The 20,781-nt window shown below is 31.4% G+C and carries 21 protein-coding genes; 7 read left to right on the top strand and 14 right to left on the bottom strand.

Features of this window, described 5'->3' with window-relative positions; translation table 11 throughout:
* Positions 1–7 precede the first annotated feature (7 nt).
* From ACZ49Z_RS15300 to ACZ49Z_RS15290, 3 genes are read left to right on the top strand one after another with little or no spacing between them, the layout of a single operon-like run.
* Positions 8–718 (top strand): ABC transporter ATP-binding protein, encoded by a 711-nt coding sequence (locus ACZ49Z_RS15300; protein ID WP_464305168.1) that lies wholly within the window; start codon positions 8–10, stop codon positions 716–718.
* Positions 715–1,482 (top strand): ABC transporter permease, encoded by a 768-nt coding sequence (locus ACZ49Z_RS15295; protein WP_464305167.1) that lies wholly within the window; start codon positions 715–717, stop codon positions 1,480–1,482. Before ACZ49Z_RS15300 ends, ACZ49Z_RS15295 begins: the two co-directional genes overlap by 4 nt.
* 10 nt (positions 1,483–1,492) lie before the next feature.
* The gene (locus ACZ49Z_RS15290) at positions 1,493–1,864 is read left to right on the top strand and encodes a group III truncated hemoglobin (protein WP_464305166.1); all 372 of its coding nucleotides are present in this window, start codon (positions 1,493–1,495) and stop codon (positions 1,862–1,864) included.
* On the opposite strand, the gene nadB is transcribed toward ACZ49Z_RS15290, so the two are convergent.
* From nadB to ACZ49Z_RS15275, 3 genes are read right to left on the bottom strand one after another with little or no spacing between them, the layout of a single operon-like run.
* Entirely contained in the window at positions 1,861–3,375 is a 1,515-nt protein-coding gene (nadB, locus tag ACZ49Z_RS15285) for an L-aspartate oxidase (protein ID WP_464305165.1), read from the bottom strand. The genes ACZ49Z_RS15290 and nadB overlap by 4 nt on opposite strands.
* A 2-nt stretch (positions 3,376–3,377) precedes the next feature.
* Positions 3,378–4,310 carry a quinolinate synthase NadA gene (gene nadA / locus ACZ49Z_RS15280; protein ID WP_464305164.1) on the bottom strand — a complete coding sequence of 311 codons (933 nt, stop codon included), beginning with the start codon at positions 4,308–4,310 and terminating at the stop codon, positions 3,378–3,380.
* A 21-nt stretch (positions 4,311–4,331) separates the two neighbouring features.
* Positions 4,332–5,282 carry a DUF438 domain-containing protein gene (locus ACZ49Z_RS15275; protein WP_464308073.1) on the bottom strand — a complete coding sequence of 317 codons (951 nt, stop codon included), beginning with the start codon at positions 5,280–5,282 and terminating at the stop codon, positions 4,332–4,334.
* A gap of 176 nt (positions 5,283–5,458) precedes the next feature.
* On the opposite strand from ACZ49Z_RS15275, the gene ric reads away from it, so the two are divergent.
* From ric to ACZ49Z_RS15255, 4 genes are read left to right on the top strand one after another with little or no spacing between them, the layout of a single operon-like run.
* Positions 5,459–6,187 carry an iron-sulfur cluster repair di-iron protein gene (ric, locus tag ACZ49Z_RS15270; protein WP_464305163.1) on the top strand — a complete coding sequence of 243 codons (729 nt, stop codon included), beginning with the start codon at positions 5,459–5,461 and terminating at the stop codon, positions 6,185–6,187.
* A 51-nt stretch (positions 6,188–6,238) separates the two neighbouring features.
* A complete protein-coding gene (locus ACZ49Z_RS15265; RefSeq protein ID WP_464305162.1) occupies positions 6,239–8,353 on the top strand; it encodes a ribonucleoside triphosphate reductase in 2,115 nt (704 codons plus the stop codon).
* A complete protein-coding gene (nrdD, locus tag ACZ49Z_RS15260; RefSeq protein ID WP_464305161.1) occupies positions 8,337–8,501 on the top strand; it encodes an anaerobic ribonucleoside-triphosphate reductase in 165 nt (54 codons plus the stop codon). The genes ACZ49Z_RS15265 and nrdD overlap by 17 nt, the downstream gene beginning before the upstream one ends.
* Positions 8,495–9,172 carry an anaerobic ribonucleoside-triphosphate reductase activating protein gene (locus ACZ49Z_RS15255; protein WP_464305160.1) on the top strand — a complete coding sequence of 226 codons (678 nt, stop codon included), beginning with the start codon at positions 8,495–8,497 and terminating at the stop codon, positions 9,170–9,172. Before nrdD ends, ACZ49Z_RS15255 begins: the two co-directional genes overlap by 7 nt.
* A gap of 32 nt (positions 9,173–9,204) precedes the next feature.
* On the opposite strand, the gene ACZ49Z_RS15250 is transcribed toward ACZ49Z_RS15255, so the two are convergent.
* The 11 genes from ACZ49Z_RS15250 to ACZ49Z_RS15200 form a co-directional block, all read right to left on the bottom strand.
* Positions 9,205–9,450, bottom strand: a complete 246-nt coding sequence (locus ACZ49Z_RS15250; protein ID WP_464305159.1) for a DUF6755 family protein — start codon at positions 9,448–9,450, stop codon at positions 9,205–9,207.
* Between the two features lie 16 nt (positions 9,451–9,466).
* A complete protein-coding gene (locus tag ACZ49Z_RS15245) occupies positions 9,467–9,973 on the bottom strand; it encodes a Rieske (2Fe-2S) protein (protein ID WP_464305158.1) in 507 nt (168 codons plus the stop codon).
* A 9-nt stretch (positions 9,974–9,982) separates the two neighbouring features.
* Complete coding sequence (locus ACZ49Z_RS15240) at positions 9,983–10,552, bottom strand: 4Fe-4S dicluster domain-containing protein (protein WP_464305157.1); 570 nt, start codon at positions 10,550–10,552, stop codon at positions 9,983–9,985.
* Between the two features lie 19 nt (positions 10,553–10,571).
* The gene (locus ACZ49Z_RS15235; protein ID WP_464305156.1) at positions 10,572–12,788 is read right to left on the bottom strand and encodes a molybdopterin oxidoreductase family protein; all 2,217 of its coding nucleotides are present in this window, start codon (positions 12,786–12,788) and stop codon (positions 10,572–10,574) included.
* A 113-nt stretch (positions 12,789–12,901) separates the two neighbouring features.
* Complete coding sequence (locus ACZ49Z_RS15230) at positions 12,902–13,951, bottom strand: MFS transporter (RefSeq protein ID WP_464305155.1); 1,050 nt, start codon at positions 13,949–13,951, stop codon at positions 12,902–12,904.
* Between the two features lie 111 nt (positions 13,952–14,062).
* Positions 14,063–15,691 carry an MFS transporter gene (locus tag ACZ49Z_RS15225; protein WP_464305154.1) on the bottom strand — a complete coding sequence of 543 codons (1,629 nt, stop codon included), beginning with the start codon at positions 15,689–15,691 and terminating at the stop codon, positions 14,063–14,065.
* A gap of 50 nt (positions 15,692–15,741) precedes the next feature.
* Positions 15,742–17,208 carry an MFS transporter gene (locus ACZ49Z_RS15220; RefSeq protein ID WP_464305153.1) on the bottom strand — a complete coding sequence of 489 codons (1,467 nt, stop codon included), beginning with the start codon at positions 17,206–17,208 and terminating at the stop codon, positions 15,742–15,744.
* Positions 17,209–17,342: 134 nt separating this feature from the next.
* Positions 17,343–18,362, bottom strand: coding sequence for a GTP 3',8-cyclase MoaA (gene moaA / locus ACZ49Z_RS15215; RefSeq protein ID WP_464305152.1), 1,020 nt, complete (start codon positions 18,360–18,362; stop codon positions 17,343–17,345).
* Positions 18,340–19,254, bottom strand: a complete 915-nt coding sequence (gene moaCB / locus ACZ49Z_RS15210) for a bifunctional molybdenum cofactor biosynthesis protein MoaC/MoaB (RefSeq protein WP_464305151.1) — start codon at positions 19,252–19,254, stop codon at positions 18,340–18,342. Before moaCB ends, moaA begins: the two co-directional genes overlap by 23 nt.
* Before the next feature lie 2 nt (positions 19,255–19,256).
* Positions 19,257–19,703 (bottom strand): molybdenum cofactor biosynthesis protein MoaE, encoded by a 447-nt coding sequence (locus ACZ49Z_RS15205; protein ID WP_464305150.1) that lies wholly within the window; start codon positions 19,701–19,703, stop codon positions 19,257–19,259.
* A 12-nt stretch (positions 19,704–19,715) separates the two neighbouring features.
* Positions 19,716–20,780 (bottom strand): ThiF family adenylyltransferase, encoded by a 1,065-nt coding sequence (locus ACZ49Z_RS15200; RefSeq protein WP_464305149.1) that lies wholly within the window; start codon positions 20,778–20,780, stop codon positions 19,716–19,718.
* Between the last annotated feature and the right edge of the window lies 1 nt (position 20,781).

The following is a 20,781-nucleotide window of genomic DNA, read 5'->3' as shown; positions in this document are numbered from 1 at the left end:
TGGAATAATGATAGAAATAAAAAATATAAATAAGAAATTTGGTAAACTAGAAGTACTAAAAAATATAAACCTTTCTTTTAAACAAGGAGAATGTATTGCACTTATAGGTCCAAATGGATGCGGAAAAACAACCTTAATAAAATCTATTCTCGGTATGGTTTTGCCAGATAATGGAGCTATAGAGTTTAACGAAAAATCCATAAAAAAAGAATTTCAATACAGAGATAAAATTGGCTATATGCCACAAATAGGTCGTTATCCAGATACTATGACAATTGGTCAAATTATCGAAATGATTAAAACCATTAGAAACTCAAATAATGTATTAGATGAAGAATTAATCCAGACTTTTGAATTGGAAAAAATGTTCGATAAGCAAATGCGAACGCTTTCTGGTGGAACTACTCAAAAAGTAAGTGCAACTTTGGCTTTTCTGTTTAATCCAGATGTACTTATTTTAGACGAACCAACAGCGGGTTTAGATCCTTTAGCTTCAGAAATTTTAAAAGAGAAAATAATTAAGGAAAAGGAAAAAGGAAAATTAATAGTAATTACTTCACACTTATTAAGCGAATTAGACGATTTAATTACCGAAATAATATTTATGCAAGATGGAGAAGTATATTTCCATAAAAAGATTGCTTCACTTTTAGAAGAGACTAATGAAACTAAAATCTCTAAAGCCATTGCACAAATTTTAAAGCAAAATAAAAAATGAACAGAATTATAAAAATTATACTTTCCGATATTCTAAAAAACAAAATTGTATTGGCTTACACTTTAATTTTAGCCATATTATCTTGGGGATCCTTTAGTTTAGAAGATAATTCGTCCAAGGGAATTTTAACCATTTTGAATGTAATATTATTTACGGTTCCATTGGTTTCTATTCTATTTGCAACCATTTATTTATATAATAGTTCCGAATTTATTGAGTTATTATTGAGCCAACCTATAAAAAGAGTAAAAATTTGGTTGAGTTTATTTATTGGACTTTCCTCTTCTATGGTAATTTCATTCTTCGTAGGAGCAGGGGTTCCTTTACTTGTATTTGCACCAAATACCTTAGGTTTAATGATGGTTTTGGTGGGAAGTTTAATAACTGTAGTATTTGTAGCATTAGCTTTTTTAAATTCCATTATAACGCGTGATAAAGCAAAAGGAATTGGAATTGCAATTATGACTTGGCTTTACTTTGCTTTGCTTTTTGATGGAATTGTTTTATTCTTATTATTCCAATTTTCAGAGTATCCAATTGAAAATGCAATGGTAGGTATTACGGCATTTAGCCCTATAGATTTGGCTCGAATTCAAATACTGTTGCAATTAGATGTTTCTGCAATGATGGGTTATACAGGAGCAATTTTTAAAGATTTCTTTGGCACTGCATTCGGATTGTTTTTATCATTTTTGTTACTTTGCTTGTGGGGTATAATTCCTTATTTTATATCTCTATGGAAATTTAAAAATAAAGACTTATAAATTGTAGCTTATGAAGAACGATATTCAAAATAGAGAAGATATAATTAAGCTTGTAGATGCTTTTTATGATACTGTAATTACTGATGATGTTATTGGTTATTTGTTTACCGATGTAGCTAAAGTAAATTGGAGTTTACACCTACCTAAGATGTATGATTTTTGGGAAAATATATTATTCAGTACAGGTAATTTTGAAGGAAATCCAATGATAAAACACAAGGAATTAAATCAAAAAAGTAAATTAAGTGAAGATCATTTCAATCATTGGAATAAATTATTTAATGCTACGGTTGATGCACTTTTTAAAGGAGAAAAAGCAGATGAAATTAAAAATCGGGCAATGAACATTTCGCAAATGATGATGCAAAAAGCGGTGGATTAATTTTTTATAAATCCACCTTTGTTTTCTGTTCGTTTTAAAGAATGAGAAACTATTAAAAAGGAAACATCTATCATGTTTTCTAACTCATACATTTCCTTAGTAACTTTATAGTTTAGTTTTAAACTATAAATTGATTCTTTCCATAAAATTAATTGATTCTTAGTTCGTTCTAAATCTAAATTATTTCTAACAATACCCACATTTTTTCGCATAATTATTTGCAATTTTTCCCTTGTAGAAACAATACAATTTTCATCAAAATATTGATTTTTCGTATCTTTCTTTATTGAATTAATTTCAATTGAATTTATAATGGTGTTTTCTTTTAAATAATTAAAAATTCTATCCGAATACACAATTGCTTCGAGTAATGAATTAGATGCTAATCTATTCGCACCATGCAAACCCGTTTGCGAACATTCACCACAAGCAAATAAATTCTCAACAGAAGTTTTACCGTTTGTGTCAACCTCTACTCCACCACAAACATAATGTTGCGCAGGAATAACAGGAATCCAATCGTTTTCAATTACAATTCCAATGGCTTTACAACGATCATAAATCATTGGAAAATGCTTTTTAAATTCTATTATATCTAAATGCGTACAATCTAAATACACACATTCATTACCCGATTTTTTCAACTCTTTTTCAATGCATTGCGATACTATATCTCTCGAAGCTAATTCGCCACGATTATCACAATCCAACATAAATCGATGCCCTTCTTTATTACGCAAATAAGCTCCAAAACCTCTAACTGCCTCCGAAATTAAAAAAGTAGCACTTAAATCGTTACTAAATAAAGCTGTTGGATGAAATTGAATAAATTCCATATCTTTTATAATGGCATTTGCTCTTTTTGCCATGGCAATTCCGTCTCCAGTTGCAATTTCTGGGTTAGTTGTATGTCCGTAAACCTGACCAATTCCTCCAGTTGCAAGTAAAGTGAAATCGGCCTGAAAAAAGGTAATTTCATTTGTTTTTTCATCTAAAACAGTTGCTCCAAAACAAATATTGTTTTTAGTAATTAAATCAGTAGCAAAGTGATAATCTAAAATTTCTATGTTTTTTAACAGATGTGCTTTAGCTAAAATAGCACGTTCAATTTCATAACCCGTTTGGTCTTTATGATGCATTACACGATTACTTGTATGCCCTCCTTCTCTTCCCAAATCAAAAGTTCCTTCTCTGTTTTTATCAAATTGCGTTCCCCAATCTATTAATTCTTGTACACGTTTTGGTCCTTCAGTAATAACCATTTTTACAACACCTTCATTACATAAACCATCCCCACAAATTAAAGTATCTTCAATATGTTTTTGAAAATTATCCTCAATATTATTCATCACCACAGCAATACCACCTTGAGCATATTTTGTATTCGATTCTTCTTCATTAGCTTTCGTAACTATTGTAACCTTCTTATTTGGGAAGTGTTCCGCAATTTTAATTGCAAAAGTTAACCCAGCAACGCCAGATCCTAAAACTAAATAATTGGTTTTTCTCATGTTTATGATAATTCAAGCATTCGATTAATAGGAAGTAATGCTTTTTCTTGAATATGAGCAGGAACTATAATTTCAGGAGATTCATTCAACAAACAGTCATAAACCTTCTGTAAAGTATTCATCTTCATAAAAGCACATTCACTGCAAGCACAAGTATTATCTTCGTGTGAAGGAGCAGAAATCAATGTTTTATGCGGTACTTGCTGTTGCATTTTGTATAAAATTCCGGCTTCGGTGGCAACAATAAACTTATTAGATGATGATTCTTTTACATAATTTATCATTCCAGCAGTTGAACCAATGTATTTTGCAGTTCTTAAAATATGTGTTTCCGATTCTGGATGTGCAATAATTTCTGCATCTGGATGTTGTTTGTATAATTCTAACAGTTTTTCAATTGAGAAAGCTTCATGTACAATGCAAGAACCATCCCACAACACCATTTCTCTTCCTGTTTGTTCAATAATATACTTGCCTAAATTTTTATCGGGTGCAAATATTATTGGTGTTTCTTTAGGAACAGAATTCACAATTTTTAACGCATTGGAAGACGTACAAACAATATCGGAAAGCGCTTTAATTTCGGCAGAACAATTCACATAAGTAATCACAATATGATCTGGATGTTGTTCTTTAAACGCTTTGAATAAATCAGGCGGACAAGAATCGGCTAAAGAACAACCCGCTTTTAAATCAGGAAGAATTACTTTTTTACTTGGATTCAAAATTTTAGCAGTTTCCGCCATAAAATGAACTCCTGCAAACAAAATAATAGCAGCATCAACATTTACAGCTTCTTGAGACAAACCTAAGCTATCACCAACATAATCTGCAATTTCTTGTATGTCTTTTTCCTGGTAATAATGGGCTAAAATTACCGCATTTTTCTCCTTTTTTAATTGAAGAATCTTTTCTTTTAATAAGTTCGTACTCATTTTTCTTCTTGTATTAAAAATTTAATTCCAATCTAATAATCGTTGTTCTCCTTCTATTTTTTTAATATCTGTAATATCTTGTGACATTTCGATTACACCTCTATACGTTTTGTCATTATCTCTAACCGCAAAATAGCGTATGTAAATCAATCGTTCTTTATAGTTTATCCAAAACGAAGCTTCGTTTTTATTTCCTTTTTTAAACTCTTCTAAAATTTTTAAAACAGTATCTACACTTTTTGGAGGGTGACAAAATTTCACTTCTCTACCAATAATTCCTGCACTTCTTGGAAATACTCTTTCTTCTCCACGATTATAGAAAATCACTTTATCATTTTCATCTACATAAGTAATATCTAAAGGCATAGTTCTAAAAAGCAAATTAACTTGCTCCACTGTCATGTACCCTTCATCATAATGAGAGGCCTCTTTTGAAGTAAAATCTAAATTCCTTTCTGTAAAATCTTCCGAAGGATGTACATATTGGTTTTCTGGATAATTTGGAGGAGTTTCTTTAAGCATCCAACCAATTTCCTCTTCCCCTTTTCGCATTGTAATCCAATCTTCTTCTTTCAATAAATTTAAAGCATTTGGAAACAATACGGTTTCTTCTACTTCCATTAATCGATAAATACCATTTAAAAGATATTCGAGATTTGTCTTTAGCTTTTCAAAGTTTTTTGTTGCTACATAACCTCTTAATAATCGAAATTGTTCTCTTAAAGTATCATGAAAAGACCACATATTTTTTGAAGGACCATCCCAATTGTATTTCTCTAAAAAAGGAAATAATTGATTTTCTTTTCGAACAAAGCGTTTTTCAATGGTTTCTAATTGGTTAAAAACATTAAAAAACTTTTGAAAATCATCTTCAGGATCAGATTCTACTAGTTCATTTATTAACTTATTTATTAAATCATTCTCTTGAAAATAAATACTAACTGGGTGTCCTTTTTCTAAAGTAGGAATTATTTTTTCTTCCATTTATCTATCTTTTATAATGCATCATTTTTCTTCTGCAAAATAAAAGTGAATATTTAGTTCTGGCTATGACTTTAATCATAAAAACGAATATGTTTTTGATTGTAATATTGTTACAGATTATAATTTAAAAATCAAGTTGCAAAAACGAATAAAACATAAAAATTATGAATATATTAGAAAAACAAACTATTGGAGAATATGTAGCTAAGGATTTTAGAACAGCTTCTGTATTTTCTAAATATGGTATCGATTTTTGCTGCAAAGGTAACAGAACTATCGAAGAAGCTTGTAGTAAAAAAGGAATGGATTTTGAATTAATTGAAAAAGAAGTAAATCAATTATTAGAAATGAAATCAGAAGGAACCATTGATTTTCAATCTTGGCCTGTAGATTTACTAGTAGATTATATTGAAAAAACACACCACCGTTATGTAGAAGAGAAAACACCAGTTTTACTAGCCTTTTTAGATAAACTATGTAAAGTACATGGAAATGCGCATCCCGAATTGTTTTTAATAAATGAGTTATTTATAGGTTGTGCAGGTGAGTTAGCTCAACATATGAAAAAAGAAGAATTGATTTTATTTCCTTTTATTAAACAAATGGCAAATGCTATTCGAACAAACCAAGGTTTAGAGCAACCACATTTTGGAACTGTTGGAAATCCTATTGCAATGATGAAACATGAGCATGAAAATGAAGGAGACCGTTTTGTAAAAATTGCTGATTTAACTAATAATTACACGCCACCAGCAGATGCTTGTAATACATATAAAGTTACTTTTTCAATGTTACAAGAATTTGAACAAGACTTACACAAACACATTCATTTAGAAAACAATATTCTATTTATTAAAGCAATTGAAATGGAAGAAAAGTTTTCAATTTCTTAGAATTCTAAATTTAAATTAAAAATGTACTAATAAATCTAAACTCATTTATTTATGGAAATATATGTTATCAAAAGAAACGGCGATTATAAACTTTACGAAAGTTATAAAATAAAAGATGCAATCGAGAAAAGCTTTAATAGCGTATCTATTCCATATGATGAAAGTATTTACAAAACGGTAATAAAGCAAATTGAACAAAAGGAAGTTTGGGCAGTTGAAGACATTCAAGATAATATTGAAAAAGCTCTTTTTGAAAAAGGTTATTTTAATGTAATGCGCTCTTTTATGTTATTTCGCCATACTCGCAAACTACAAAGAGAACATGTAGTAGGGTTAAATGACGATACTACTTATGTAGATAGTTCGCAAACTATTGAAGAATACATTTCACAAACCGATTGGCGAATAAATGCAAATGCCAATACTTCTTATTCAAATGCGGGTTTAGTAAACAATACAGCAGGTAAAATTATTGCCAATTATTGGTTAGACAAAGTTTATACTAAAGAAGAAGGCTATTCGCATAGAAACGGAGACCTTCATATTCACGATTTAGATTGCTTAACTGGGTATTGTGCAGGTTGGAGTTTACGCGTTTTGTTAAATGAAGGCTTTAACGGTGTTCGAGGACGTGTAGAAAGTAAAGCACCATCGCACTTTAGAGAAGCACTTGGGCAAATGGCTAATTTTCTAGGTATTTTGCAAAGCGAATGGGCAGGAGCACAAGCTTTTAGTTCATTTGATACGTATTTAGCTCCTTATGTTTTTAAAGACAATTTATCTTTCGATGAAGTTTTAAAAGCGGTTCGTAGTTTTGTTTATAATTTAAACGTCCCGGCTCGTTGGGGTCAATCCCCTTTTACAAATATTACTCTGGACTGGGTAGTTCCATCTGATTTGAAAGACCAGGTTCCAACAAAAAACGACATTCATTTATTTAGAGGAATTGACAAACCAGTTTTATTAGAAAAAGCAAAAGAAAGAGGTGTTTCCGCATTAGAAGAAATGCAATATACTCATTTTCAAAAAGAAATGAACCTAATCAACAAGGCTTATTATACGGTTATGACCGAAGGGGATGCAAATGGGCAACCGTTTACTTTTCCTATTCCAACAGTAAATATTACAGAAGAATTTGATTGGGATGGAGAAAACACAGAAATTCTTTTCGAAAATACAGCCAAAATTGGGTCGTCTTATTTTCAAAATTTCATAGGAAGTCAATATACTTTAGATGAAAATGGAGAAAAAATAGAAAACGAAAGTGCTTATAAACCTAATGCAGTACGAAGCATGTGTTGCCGTTTACAACTCGATTTACGCGAATTATTAAAGCGTGGAAACGGACTTTTTGGAAGTGCAGAAATGACAGGAAGTATTGGTGTAGTTACTATTAATATGGCTAGACTTGGTTATTTGTACAAAAATAATGAAGATGGTTTGTATGAACAATTAGATAAATTACTAGAAATTTCTAAGTCTACTTTAGAGAAAAAACGTGTCTTCATTCAAGATATGTATGAAAGAGGTTTGTTCCCATATACCAAACGTTATTTGCCTCATTTTAGAAACCATTTTTCTACTATTGGCGTAAATGGAATGAACGAAATGGTGCTTAATTTCACTGATGGAATGCATGATTTAACCTCGGTTTATGGGAATGATTTTTGTTTGGAAGTATTGGATTATATCCGAAATAAAATGAAAGAATACCAAGAAGAAACGGGGAATTTATATAATTTGGAAGCAACACCTGCTGAAGGAACCACTTATCGTTTTGCTAAAGAAGATAAAAAACGTTTTCCAGAAATATTGCAAGCCGGAATGGAGGATAATATTTATTATACCAATAGTTCTCAAATACCTGTAGATTTTACACAAGACCCATTTGAGGCTTTATTGATGCAAGATGAATTACAATGTAAATACACAGGAGGAACGGTATTGCATTTATACATGAATGAACGAATTAGCTCTTCAGAAGCTTGTAAAAACTTTGTAAAAACAGTTATAACAAATTTCAAATTACCTTATATCACAGTTACACCAGTATTTAGTGTTTGCCCTATACATGGCTATTTAAATGGAGAACACGAATATTGTCCGAAATGCGATGAAACTTTAATTGAAAACCTTAATAACACAGCTTATGAACACAAAAACTAACGAAGTACTAGAACAAAATCAGCATTTAAGAACAAAATGTTTGGTTTACACGAGAGTAATGGGTTATCACAGACCTGTAGAGAGTTTCAATATTGGAAAAAAAGGAGAACACAAACAACGTGTTCATTTTAAAGAAAATGAGTGTTAGCAAAATCTATTTCAAATATAACACCTTTTACGCTTTTAGATTATCCAGATAAATCTGCATGTATTTTATGGTATGCAGGTTGTAATATGAGATGTCTTTATTGTTATAATCCTGAAATTGTTTTGGGTAAAGGAACTATTTCTTTTACGGAAGTAATTTCATTTTTAAAAACAAGAATAGGATTGCTTAATGCAGTAGTTTTTAGTGGTGGAGAATGTCTTATTCATAAAAACATACTAGAAGATATTGAAATAGTCAAAAAAATGGGCTTTCTTGTTAAAATAGACACAAATGGAAGTAGTCCAAAGGTTTTAAAGAAATTATTAGAACTTAATTTAATTGATTATGTGGCACTAGACTTTAAAGCACTTCCAGAAAAATTTGTAGCCGTTACTAAGTCTAATTTATTTGCCGATTTTGAAGCGTCTTTTGAACTTTTGAAGTCTTCTAAAATAAAATATGAAATAAGAACCACCTATCATTCTGAGTTGTGTTCAAAAGAAGACTTAAAACAAATGTCTGTTTATCTGGAAGAAAAAGGATATGATAACCGTTTTTATGTGCAAAATTATATTAATGGAAGTGAAACTTTAACTCCTTTGCCAAGATCAGTCACCTTAAAAAAGGATGATTTAGATTCATTTAATAATTCAAAAATTATAATTAGATAAAAAAAGACCGAAACTCCTGTTTCGGTCTTTTTTTATGCACTTCTATTCCCTTTTGGTAAATAATACAACCAACTAAACCCTATTAAAAACAATACAACAGAAGCTATAAAAGCAGGAATTAATATTTCTCTATTATCATCTAAAGCATTGTTTAACGCTGTATAAAGCAGCCAAATTTGTAAAGTAACATTTAGTATTAATATAAAAATTAATGTAGATAAAATGTTATTTAACTTATTTGGATTTGCTTTGTTCTGACTTGTTCTAAAATTACTCATAGTTTTGCTTTTTAAATTAGCTTACTGCTTCTTGGAATGATTTTACAAATACACCAGAATCTTTAAAGAATACTTCTAATTTTGGTAAAGCTCTTGGTGGAGGTCCTTCTAAAACTTCACCTGTCATAGCATCAAAAAAACCTTTATGACACGGACATTCAATTTTTCCTGAACCTGGAGCATAAAACACGGAACAAGATAAATGTGTACATTTTTGTTCGTAAGCTCTAAATTCGCCATTTTCTAAATGAATAAGAATATAAGGAATGGTACTTCCTTCTAAAACAAAACCTCTAGTTCCTCCAACAGGAACTTCATCTTTGTTACAAATAAAATGTTCTCCTTCTACTTTTTCTTTTGGAGATAAATATGCTTTAGCAGCTACTAAACCACTCCCAACCATTAAACCACCAGATACTAATGTTAAAAATTTAGCAAAATCACGACGGCTAACTTGTGTTGCATCTTGTTTATGAATAGGAAAATCTTTTTTCCAATTTTCATTATTATTTTTATCAGGCATAACTTCGGTTTAATATATTATTAATTCATTACTACCTTTCGGCATCATGATATTTACTTTTGTATTTACAACTTCTTTTCCAAAAACAAATGTGTTTACTGGTGAACTATTTGGTCGCATTTCTTGAATTTCTTCTTTAGTACCATAAAATAAAGCGCCACTTGGACAAACGGTTGCACACATTGGTTTTTTACCAACACTTGTACGGTCGTAACACATAGTACACTTCATCATTAAATCGTATTCTTCTACTTTTTTTGGCACTCCAAAAGGACATGCAATTACACAATTGGAACAACCAATACATCTTTCCGTATTTGCTGTATGTACAATTCCAAATTCGTCTTTAGAAATAGCATCTGCAGGACACACACTTGCACAAACAGGATCGTCACAATGCATACAAACTTGTACTGTTGTTTGAATTGTTTCAGAACGCTCTACATAATTAACATGAATCATAGAATCTTGTCCATTTGTTTCACATTCTGCACAAGCCATTTCGCAGGCTTTACAACCAATGCAACGTTGCATATCTACAAAAAACTCTTCATTTTTATTAAAATTGGTATAATTCATATTTTAATTTTTTTATAGATTATTTACTTGCGTATGCTTTAGTTTCACTTGATGGTTTTGCTTGCTCTTTTAAAGGTTCTAACTTACAAGCAGACACTTTAAATTCTGGAATTTTTGAAATAGGATCTAAAGTTCCAGGTGTTAATAAATTAGCAGATTTTAGCCCAGGCCAATGGTATGGAATAAAAACAGTGTCTTTACGGATTGTTTCAACAATATTCGCTGGAAATATTCCTTCTCCTCTACGGGTACTAACTTTTATTAATTCATTTTGTTGAATACCGTATTTTGCTGCCATTTCAGGGTGAATTTCCAATAATGGTTCTGGAAATTGATCTACTAATTTTCCAATTCTACGTGTTTGTGTTCCACTTAAATATTGTGAAACAACACGACCTGTTGTTAACGTTATTGGATAATTTTCATCGGTAACTTCACCTGGTAATTTATATGGAGCAGGGTTAAAGTGTGCTTTTCCGTCTGGAGTTTTGAACTTTTTATCTTCCCAAAGTCTTGGTGTTCCTGGATGATCTTCCGTAGGACATGGCCAAAACATTCCCATATTATCTTCTATTCTTTTATAGGTAATTCCGTTATAATCGGCAGTACCACCTTTAGAAGCAACTCTTAATTCATTAAAAACTGCCTCACTATTTTCATAGGTGAATTTATCTTTTACACCTAATCTTTCTGCTAATTCTAATAGAATCGAAGTATCTGTTCTAGCATCTCCTGGTGGAGTAACTGCTTGACGAATTCTTATTACTCTACCTTCAGCAGAAGTTGTTGTTCCTTCTTCTTCTTCCTGTAAAGAGCCAGCTAAAACAATATCTGCATGACGTGCAGTTTCATTTAAGAAAAAGTCAATACACACATAATATTCTAGTTTTTCTAAAGCTTCACGAACATAATTACTATTTGGTAAAGAAACCAAAGGATTAAAACATAAAGAAATTAAACCTTTTATTTCTCCTCTATGAATGGCTTCAATAATCTCATAAGCAGATAAACCTTTTCCTGGTAAATCTTTTTCATCTATACCCCAAACTTCCGAAATATATTTTCTATGTTCTGGATTTTCAATATCTCTATTTCCAGGTAATTGGTCACATTTATGTCCGTGTTCTCTACCACCTTGTCCATTTCCTTGTCCTGTAATAGTTCCGTAACCACAATATGGTTTTCCAATTCTACCTGTTGCTAGTACTAAATTGATGCAACCTAAAACGTTATCAACACCTTTAGAATGGTGTTCAATTCCTCTAGCGTGAAGTAAGAAACTCGTTTTGGCTTTGCCCCAAAGTTCAGCTGCTTCTTTAATTTTTTCTTTTTTAATTCCTGTAACTTCTTCTGCCCATTCTAATGTATAATCTTTTACAGCATCGATAGTCATATCAAATCCTGAAGTGTAATTATCTATAAAATCATGGTCTAACATATCGTTATCAACCAAATATTTTAACATTGCCCCATATAATGCAGAATCTGTTCCAGGTTTTACATTTAAATGCACATCAGCAGTTCTTGCTAACGGAATAACACGAGGATCAACAACAATAAGTTTTGCACCTCTATCACGTGCTTTCCATATCCAATGTGTTAATGTTGGGAAAGTTTCACTAATATTCGCTCCAGCTACAATAATAACTTCAGCATATTCTAAATCTGCATACGTATTAGAAGCTCGGTCTAAACCAAAAGCTTTTTTGTTTCCAGCACCAGCACTTACCATACACAAACGACCGTTATAATCTAGATTTTTTGTTTTAAGTGCTATACGAGCAAATTTACCAACCAAATAACTTTTTTCATTAGTTAAAGAAACTCCAGATAACATAGAAAAAGCATCATTTCCGTATTTTTCTTGAATACGTTTAATTTCTGAAACCGTTTTATCCATAGCTTCATTCCAAGAAATTGGTTCAAAACCTTTACCTTCTACTCGTTTTATAGGACTTAAAAGTCTGTCTGGATGATTATTTTGTAAGTAGCGTTGCACACCTTTTGGACACAATCTTCCTTCGTTAAAAGGAAATTCCATCCATGGTTCAAAACCTACTACTTTATTAGTTTTTACTAATAATTTTATTCCGCATTGCATACCACAAAAGCAACAATGCGTTTCAACCACTTTATCTGGTTCGTCCCTTCCTTCATATCCATCTTTTGGTGAATAATTTAAATGAGGTCCAAATTCTTCTATAATTTTTTCTGCTGAAACAGGTAATTTTGCCATGTCTTTATATTTTCTGTTCTTGTTTTTTTAAGTGTTCTGATTAAATCTCAACTGTAAACTATATTCACAAACTGTGTCTGAACATTAAAAACTGAACACTGATTACTTATAAACTATCCAAATAATTTTCCACCTTCTTGTCTAGCTTTCAAATGCGCTTGAGCAATTCGCGATCTCTTTCCTTCCGGACTTAAATCTAAATGAGAACTTCCATCTTCTCTATCGAAATTAAAACCTAATTCTTTTGTAACAATCTTTAAGTCGTTAACATGAAGATTGGTTGTATATTCTTTACCTGTATGTTCACAAATTGCCATTCCTTGCTTCATTCCTTCTTTTTTATAAATGTGAGCACCAATTTGAGCTGGTCTTTGAATAATATGAAAAAATTTCCCAAATGGAATCCAAATTAAAAACATAATTACGGTAACTGCATGCGTAACCGCAAGAAAATCGAAAGCGAAACCTTTCATGAACTGATAGGAATATGTTAATCCTAAACCGGTTACAGAAATTGCAATTAATAAAATTAATGGTAATAAATCGCCTTCAAAAGTTTGTGTTGCAATTAAACCTGGATTTGTAAGACGTCTTCTTAAATAATAAAGAGACCCTAAAATTACCAACCAAGAAGACCAGTTTAATGCATGGAAAGTTAAAAATGCAATAACAGAGCCTAATTTGAATGACATCATGTGGAAACCAAAAAAATGTGCTTCATAAACATCAATTCCACCTGGAGCCAACGTAAAATGAATCCATCCAAAAGTTAAAGGAATTGTTATCAAAAATGCAGAAGTACAACCAATTGCAATCATAAAATGCGCAACCCAACGGTATTTTCCTCTTGGATAAATAAATTTTTGAAAAGCAATATTTTCAATTGATTCTTTTGAAACAAACCAAAGATGAGAAAACACCTTTCCTGTTACTAGGTAACTAATACCTCTTTTAAAATAAATCCATGTTGGCGGTCTTTGTAACCAAACAGAATAGCGATATACAATACCAAAAAAAGCAAAAATTGTCCCAAATAAATAGGTAATTAATGCGGCATCGAAATTTTGCAGATTTCTAGATCCGAAAAACACCAAAGAAATCATAGCAACAGATAAAACTGTAGCTATGAGTAATGCTTTTGTATTAAATGTTTTGTTTTTCATCTGTTAACTGTAATTAGTTGTAACGAGATAAAATTTGTCTTGTCCAAAGACAAATTTTATCATCACTTAAATATAATAAAAATTATTTTAACATAACTTTCTGTAAGTTATTTATGGGTTGTCTACTTCTCTTTTAGGGCCTTGGTAATACCACCAGTTAAGAATTAAGCAAATTAAATAGTAAACTGCAAAACCATATAAAGCATACTCAGGTGTTCCAGCTGTAACTTGTTGTCCAAATACATTAGGTATAATAAACGCTCCATAAGCAGCAATTGCAGCAGTCCAACCTAATACAGGACCAGCTTTTTCTTTACTAAAAATATAAGGAATACTTCTAAAAGTAGATCCGTTTCCAATACCAGTTGTTAAAAATAAAACCATAAATGCACCGAAAAATGGCCACCAATAAGCTTCTGGAGTTTCTGTACCTCTTGCTTGTACTACATAATATGCAACAGTTAATGCTGCTATAATTTGAAAAATAGTACTCCACATTGTAACTTTTGCACCACTATTCACTTTATCAGAAAGAATTCCTCCAATTGGTCTAACTAAAGCACCAAACATTGGCCCTAAGAAAGCCCAAAGCATGATGTTTGGAGCATTAGGATTTACCCATTCTGGATCTAACGGGTTAGTGTATACAAATATATCTTGCGCTAATTTTGGGAACACCATTGAAAAACCAATGAATGAACCAAAAGTCATGGTATAGATAATTGTCATAATCCAATTATGCTTATCTCCAAGTATAGAAAATTGTTTATTAAGATTCTCTTTTATATCAGCAGGTGTTCCATATTTCATTAATAAAACGGTAAGAACAATTACTGTAGGAAGTACAATCCACATAGCCGAATCTTTCATTCCAAAAGATTCCCAAGGAATACCAACCAATAAAAAAGCACCAATTCCAGCAGATATCAAACCTAACACTATCATAAATAGTGTTTTTGAAATTCCTTTTGCAGTATCTGGCATACTTGGAGTACCTGTAGATACATTATTCATTCCGAAAAATGCAGCTAAAGAAGTTAACACTATAAGTGGAACCCAAACCCATGCTGCATTTTGCATTCCTTCAAAAGGAGCACCTTTAGCCGTAGCAATCGCACCTGCAGTACCTCCAAATAAAGAGAATGTAACTACAAATGGAATTGTTTTTTGCATAATTGCAACACCTAAATTACCGAGCCCTGCATTCATTCCTAAAGCATAACCTTGTGCTTTTTTAGGAAAGAAGAACGAAATATTACTCATTGAAGAAGAGAAATTACCTCCACCAAGTCCAGACAATAAAGCCATTGCTGCAAAAAATAAATATGGCGAATTTGCATTAGACAAGGCTATTCCTGTTCCAATTGCAGGAATAAGTAATAATGCTGTAGTTATAAAAATTACATTTCTTCCTCCACCTAAGGATATTAAAAAAGAGTTAGGCAAACGTAAAGTTGCACCTGCTAAACCCGCAATTGCCGGTAGCGTATAATATAGGTTGTTTACTTCTTTTAAAGCTGCAATATATTCAACCGATCCAGCAACTAAACCTTCGGTCATTCCGAAATTAAAACCAAATTCTTTCATGTACTTTATAAGTACTCCCCACATTATCCATACTGAAAATGCTAATAATAATGCAGGAATAGAAGTCCATAAATTCTTATCTGCTATCTTTTTCCCTGAAGACTTCCAAAAGCCTTCGTCGTCTACGTTCCAATCTTTAATATTTACTGACATAAAATTATTATTAAATTTATAACTAATTAAGTTTAATTTATTGTTTTTGTTTATTCGATTTCGTCGTGAAATGAGTTTTTAGGTTCTTTTAGAAAGACAAGGCAGTATAAAAAACTAAAAGCAGCACCCGAAGCTATTATATAAAAGAATGTTTGTGAATCTACTAAAGAATATATTACTAAATATACAACAGCTCCTACATTTCCGTAAGCTCCTGCCATTCCAGAAATTTGCCCAGTCATATTCTTTTTGATAAATGGAATTACTGCAAAAGTTGCACCTTCTGCTCCTTGAACAAAAAGAGAACAAATAATAGTAACCAATACAGCAACCCATAAAGGCCACGATGCATTAATGAAAGACATTGCAAAAAAACCAGAAGTAATTCCAACCATATAAATTAGCATCGTTAGTTTTCTGTTTCCAAGTTTATCAGATAATAAACCTCCTAATGGTCTTGCAAATAAATTTACAAATGCAAATGAAGCTGCAACCATACCAGCTAATGTTGGTGAAATTTTAAAAGTATTTTCAAAAAACAAAGGTAACATAGAAACAACTGCTAACTCAGCTCCAAAATTTGCAAAATATGTTGTGTTTAATGCCGCAACACTGCTAAATGAATATCTATCTTTTTTATCAACTCCTTTTTTTAACATTGGTATATTAATCTTTAATGTTTTTACAACGTGCACTATAAAGATAATCAATAAAACACCCCAAATGATGTATAGCATATCATGAGAGATAAATTTTTCAGAATTTTCACCTCCAATAGATACATTGCTTAAACGCCAAGCTAGTAATCCTAGTGCTCCAACAAGAGGAAAAGACCAAAGAACTAATTGCACTAAATCACCCCAAGAAGTAGCTGTTAAAGGTTGTGTTTTTTTAACTCCTTTAAATGTTTTTCCTTCAGGAGCATCACGAACAACAAAGTAAAAAATGAATCCATATACAAGCGAAACGACACCATTTAATGCTAATGCATAACGCCAACCATCTTCATAACTACCAAATAATTTTAAGGCAAACCAAGGCAGTGTCATTGCAGCAGCAGCCGAACCAAAATTTCCCCAACCTGCATAAAACCCTTCTGCACGTCCAACCATACTTGGCGGAAACCAGTCGGCAACAAGTCTAATTCCAATTACAAATCCTGCTCCAATTGAACTTAATAATAAACGAGCTACTAATAATTGAGTAAAAGAATTTCCAAATGCAAAAAAGAAAACAGGAAACGCCATAACAATTAACAAACTACTAAATACTTTTCTTGGTCCAAATCTATCAATAAGCGACCCAATAATTATACGAGCTGGAATTGTTAATGCTACATTGGCAATTGCTAAAGCTTTCATATGATCGGCTGTTAACCAATCTAATTTGTCTAACATTGTACTCGCAATAGGTGCCATGTTAAACCAAATATAAAATGTAATAAAGAATGCTATCCATGTATAATGCAATAGTTTTATTCTTCCTTGTGAAAAATCTAAAAGTTCTGGCTTACTCATATTGTTTAATTTATAATACCCCAAAAGTATTAAGATGTTTAAATAAAAAATATGATAAAAATCATGCTATCAAAAAAATACTTATCAAAACGAGTAGAATAGCGTGTTTATAAAGATAATATAAGAGGAATGTTTTATCCTCCTATTTTTATCATGCTTCTATTTTTAGAAAATAGTTTAGGGTTTTGGAATTCAGCATCATTTTCCATTCCGCCTCTTACAGGAAATTTAGATTTAATATTTTCTTCAATTATAGGAAGTATGCTTTCTCCATTTCGCAAAGTTTCTAATAATGAATTCTCTGTATTAGAAAATAGACAGTTTTTTAATTTTCCATCGGCAGTTAAACGAATTCTATTACAAGTACCACAAAATGGATTGGTAACTGAGCTAATTACCGAAAAACTCCCTTTAAAAGATTTTATTTTATGATTACGAGCAGTATCGTTTAATTTATCTTCCATTCGAAGAATAGTATTATCTACAAAATTAGTATTTACTTTTTCTAGAATTTCTGCATAAGTTACTAATTTTGATTTATCCCATTGATTTCCGTTAAAAGGCATAAATTCTATAAATCGAATTTGAATGTTTAAGGTTTTGGTAAGATTAATAAAATCAATAATTTCGGAATCATTAAAGCCTTTTATTAAAACAACATTTAGTTTTACAATAAAGTTATTTTCTAAAAGTAATTTGATGTTTTCCCAAAGTGCATCATAATAATCACGTCTGGTAATTTGTTTGTATTTGTCTTTTTGTAAAGTATCCAAACTTATGTTTAACGACGAAATCCCTGCTGCCTTAAAAGTATCAATATATTCATGAACTAAAAGTCCGTTTGTGGTAATATTTAAATCAATGTTTAATTTTCCTAGACGCTCAATAATGTCGCGAGCATCTTTTCTAACTAATGGTTCTCCTCCTGTTAAACGGATTTTATTTACGCCAAGTGATACAAAAGTTTTGGCAATAGTTTCAATTTCATCAGCCGTCATTATATGCGCTTTTGGAGTCAAATTTATTCCTTCGGCAGGCATACAATAAGTACAGCGAAGATTACAATTTTCAGTAATTGAAATTCGTAAATAATCGTGCACACGACCATATAAATCTTCTATTTTCAACATCTTACTTTCCGTGGTTAAAACCATTAATTATTTTAAATAAATGTAAAACAGATGGGAAAATAGCGTCCATCGATTCGCTTGCTCCATTTGTAGAACCTGGTAAAGCAATTACTAAAGTAGATCCAATAAAACCAACTACACTCCGAGATAACATGGCATAAGGAGTTCTATCTTGTCCGTACGAACGAATGGCTTCTTCAATACCCGGAATTCTTCTGTCTAACAACGGAATTATTGCTTCAGGAGTAACATCTCTATTTGACAAACCTGTTCCACCAGTTAAAATAACTAAGTCAGTTTTACCTTCTTTTAATGTATTAACTGTTTTTTGAATATCTGTAATTTCATCAGGAATGATACTATAATTGGAAACATCTAAACCTAATGTATTCAATTTAGTTGTAATTGCTTTCCCTGCACTATCTTGTTTAGTTCCTTTTGAAACACTATCCGAACAGACTATTACTGCTACATCTAGATTTAAACTTTTAGCATCATTAAAATCAGATTTTCCACCTTTTTTATGTAATAATTTAACCGTTGAAATTTCAACATTTTTATCAATAGGTTTCAACATGTCGTACATTGTTAAAGCAACAATGCTTGCTCCATGCATTGCTTCCACTTCAACTCCTGTTTTATAAATAGTTTTGACTGTAATTTCAATATGAATTTCCATTTCTTGAATATCATAAGCAATTGCTGTGTATTCAATAGGCAAAGGATGACAATCTGGAATAGCGTTTGAAGTATTTTTCACAGCAAATAATCCAGCAGTTCTTGCCACTTCTAAAACATCTCCTTTTGGAACAGTTTTATTTTTGATTGCTTCTATAGTTTCAGCACTTCCAACTTTTACAATTGCTTGAGCAGTTGCTGTTCTTTGCGTGATGATTTTATGCGTAATATTGACCATGATTAGTTATTTTTTTTCCAAGTATAGGTTTCGTCTTCCAATATTTCTTTACCAAAAATGGCAACTTTCTCTTTAATTTCTTCTACCAAATAGTTCAATGCTTCATATACTACTTTTCTTCTTGGAGCTGAAACAAATACAAACAGACAAATTTCACCTGCTTTTACATTTCCTAAACTATGGTAAATGTGCAAACACGTTAAATCATACTTTTCAAAAGCAGCTTCTCTAATTTCATGAAAACTTTGTTCCGCCATTTCTTCATAAGCTGAATAGTCGATTGCTGCAACTGTTTTTCCATCAATTTCATCGGCACGAACTTGACCTAAAAAGATATTATGTGCGCCAATAGAAGTTTTAGTTTGGTGTTTGGCAATGGAGTTTCCAATAAATTCTGCTGAAATTGGCCCTTGAACAAATGATTTTTTTATAGGTTTTGATGTTTCCATTTTTCTAATATTTTAAATAACTTCTAATTGTATGTTTTGAATACCTTTTTGTAAATGTACTATGTTTGTAAATCCGTTCTCTAAAAAAATATCTACTGCTTTTTTACTACGAATTCCACTTTGGCAAAAAAGAACTATAGGTTGGTCTTTATTAAAATTACAAAGATGATTTTCTATTTCTAAAAACGAAATATTGATGATGTTTTTAGACTTTAATTTTGGTATTTCATGTACTTCGCGTAAATCGATAATGGTATAGTTTTCATTCGAACAAAAATCTAAAAAAGCCTCTTTATTGACTTCATGATTTTGCATTTTTGAACTTTCTAATTGCTTTCCGTTTTTAGTTCCAATACTAATTTGCTCTTCATTTCTAACAAATTCTAATTCGTTAAACGAAAATTCTAAGGCATTGTAAATTAGTAATCTTCCAGATAAGGTTGAACCAATGCCTAAAATCATTTTCAAGACTTCAGTTGCTTGTAACATTCCTAAAGTATTAGGCAAAACACCTAAAACACCTGTTGTTACACAATTTGGAGCTTCTTTTGCATTTTTCTCAGGAAATAAACAACGATATGTTGGTCCATTTTGGTAATTAAAAACACTAATTTGCCCTTCAAATTTATGGATAGAAGCGTAAATCATTGGTTTATCCAAATGAACACTTATGTCGTTAATAAGGTATCGCGTTGCAATAGTATCCGTGCAATCTACCAATATATCATAGTCTTTAACAATATTTGCAATGTTACTTTCCGAAATAAATTCAGAATACACATTTACATTAATATCTGAATTGATTTTATGAATTGCATTGGCTGCAGCATCCACTTTTTTAGTACCGCAATCATCAGTCGTATAAAGTAATTGACGGTGTAAATTTGTTATATCTACAACATCACCATCCACAATTCCAAGTGTACCAACACCTGAAGCTGCCAATATTTGTAAAACAGGACAACCCAAGCCACCAGCACCAATTACCAACACTTTTGCGTTTTGTAATTTTTGCTGACCAAGACTTCCAATTTCTGGAAGTGCCATTTGTCGTGCATATTGTTTTGAATGTTCCATT

Source organism: Flavobacterium sp. KY-23415 (assembly GCF_055384985.1).
Note: the sequence above shows the minus strand (reverse complement) of the source record. Positions and strands in the feature narration are given on the sequence as shown.

Bases quoted from the DNA above. Each gene is read 5' to 3' on its own strand.
- ACZ49Z_RS15265 (WP_464305162.1), top strand. From the start codon at position 6,239: ATGGAAATATATGTTATCAAAAGAAACGGCGATTATAAACTTTACGAA.
- ACZ49Z_RS15290 (WP_464305166.1), top strand. From the start codon at position 1,493: ATGAAGAACGATATTCAAAATAGAGAAGATATAATTAAGCTTGTAGAT.
- ACZ49Z_RS15295 (WP_464305167.1), top strand. From the start codon at position 715: ATGAACAGAATTATAAAAATTATACTTTCCGATATTCTAAAAAACAAA.
- nrdD (WP_464305161.1), top strand. From the start codon at position 8,337: ATGAACACAAAAACTAACGAAGTACTAGAACAAAATCAGCATTTAAGA.
- moaA (WP_464305152.1), bottom strand. From the start codon at position 18,362: ATGGTTTTAACCACGGAAAGTAAGATGTTGAAAATAGAAGATTTATAT.
- ACZ49Z_RS15225 (WP_464305154.1), bottom strand. From the start codon at position 15,691: ATGTCAGTAAATATTAAAGATTGGAACGTAGACGACGAAGGCTTTTGG.
- ACZ49Z_RS15240 (WP_464305157.1), bottom strand. From the start codon at position 10,552: ATGAATTATACCAATTTTAATAAAAATGAAGAGTTTTTTGTAGATATG.
- ACZ49Z_RS15230 (WP_464305155.1), bottom strand. From the start codon at position 13,951: ATGAAAAACAAAACATTTAATACAAAAGCATTACTCATAGCTACAGTT.
- ric (WP_464305163.1), top strand. From the start codon at position 5,459: ATGAATATATTAGAAAAACAAACTATTGGAGAATATGTAGCTAAGGAT.
- ACZ49Z_RS15235 (WP_464305156.1), bottom strand. From the start codon at position 12,788: ATGGCAAAATTACCTGTTTCAGCAGAAAAAATTATAGAAGAATTTGGA.
- ACZ49Z_RS15220 (WP_464305153.1), bottom strand. From the start codon at position 17,208: ATGAGTAAGCCAGAACTTTTAGATTTTTCACAAGGAAGAATAAAACTA.
- ACZ49Z_RS15205 (WP_464305150.1), bottom strand. From the start codon at position 19,703: ATGGAAACATCAAAACCTATAAAAAAATCATTTGTTCAAGGGCCAATT.
- nadB (WP_464305165.1), bottom strand. From the start codon at position 3,375: ATGAGAAAAACCAATTATTTAGTTTTAGGATCTGGCGTTGCTGGGTTA.
- nadA (WP_464305164.1), bottom strand. From the start codon at position 4,310: ATGAGTACGAACTTATTAAAAGAAAAGATTCTTCAATTAAAAAAGGAG.
- moaCB (WP_464305151.1), bottom strand. From the start codon at position 19,254: ATGGTCAATATTACGCATAAAATCATCACGCAAAGAACAGCAACTGCT.
- ACZ49Z_RS15200 (WP_464305149.1), bottom strand. From the start codon at position 20,780: ATGGAACATTCAAAACAATATGCACGACAAATGGCACTTCCAGAAATT.
- ACZ49Z_RS15250 (WP_464305159.1), bottom strand. From the start codon at position 9,450: ATGAGTAATTTTAGAACAAGTCAGAACAAAGCAAATCCAAATAAGTTA.
- ACZ49Z_RS15300 (WP_464305168.1), top strand. From the start codon at position 8: ATGATAGAAATAAAAAATATAAATAAGAAATTTGGTAAACTAGAAGTA.
- ACZ49Z_RS15245 (WP_464305158.1), bottom strand. From the start codon at position 9,973: ATGCCTGATAAAAATAATAATGAAAATTGGAAAAAAGATTTTCCTATT.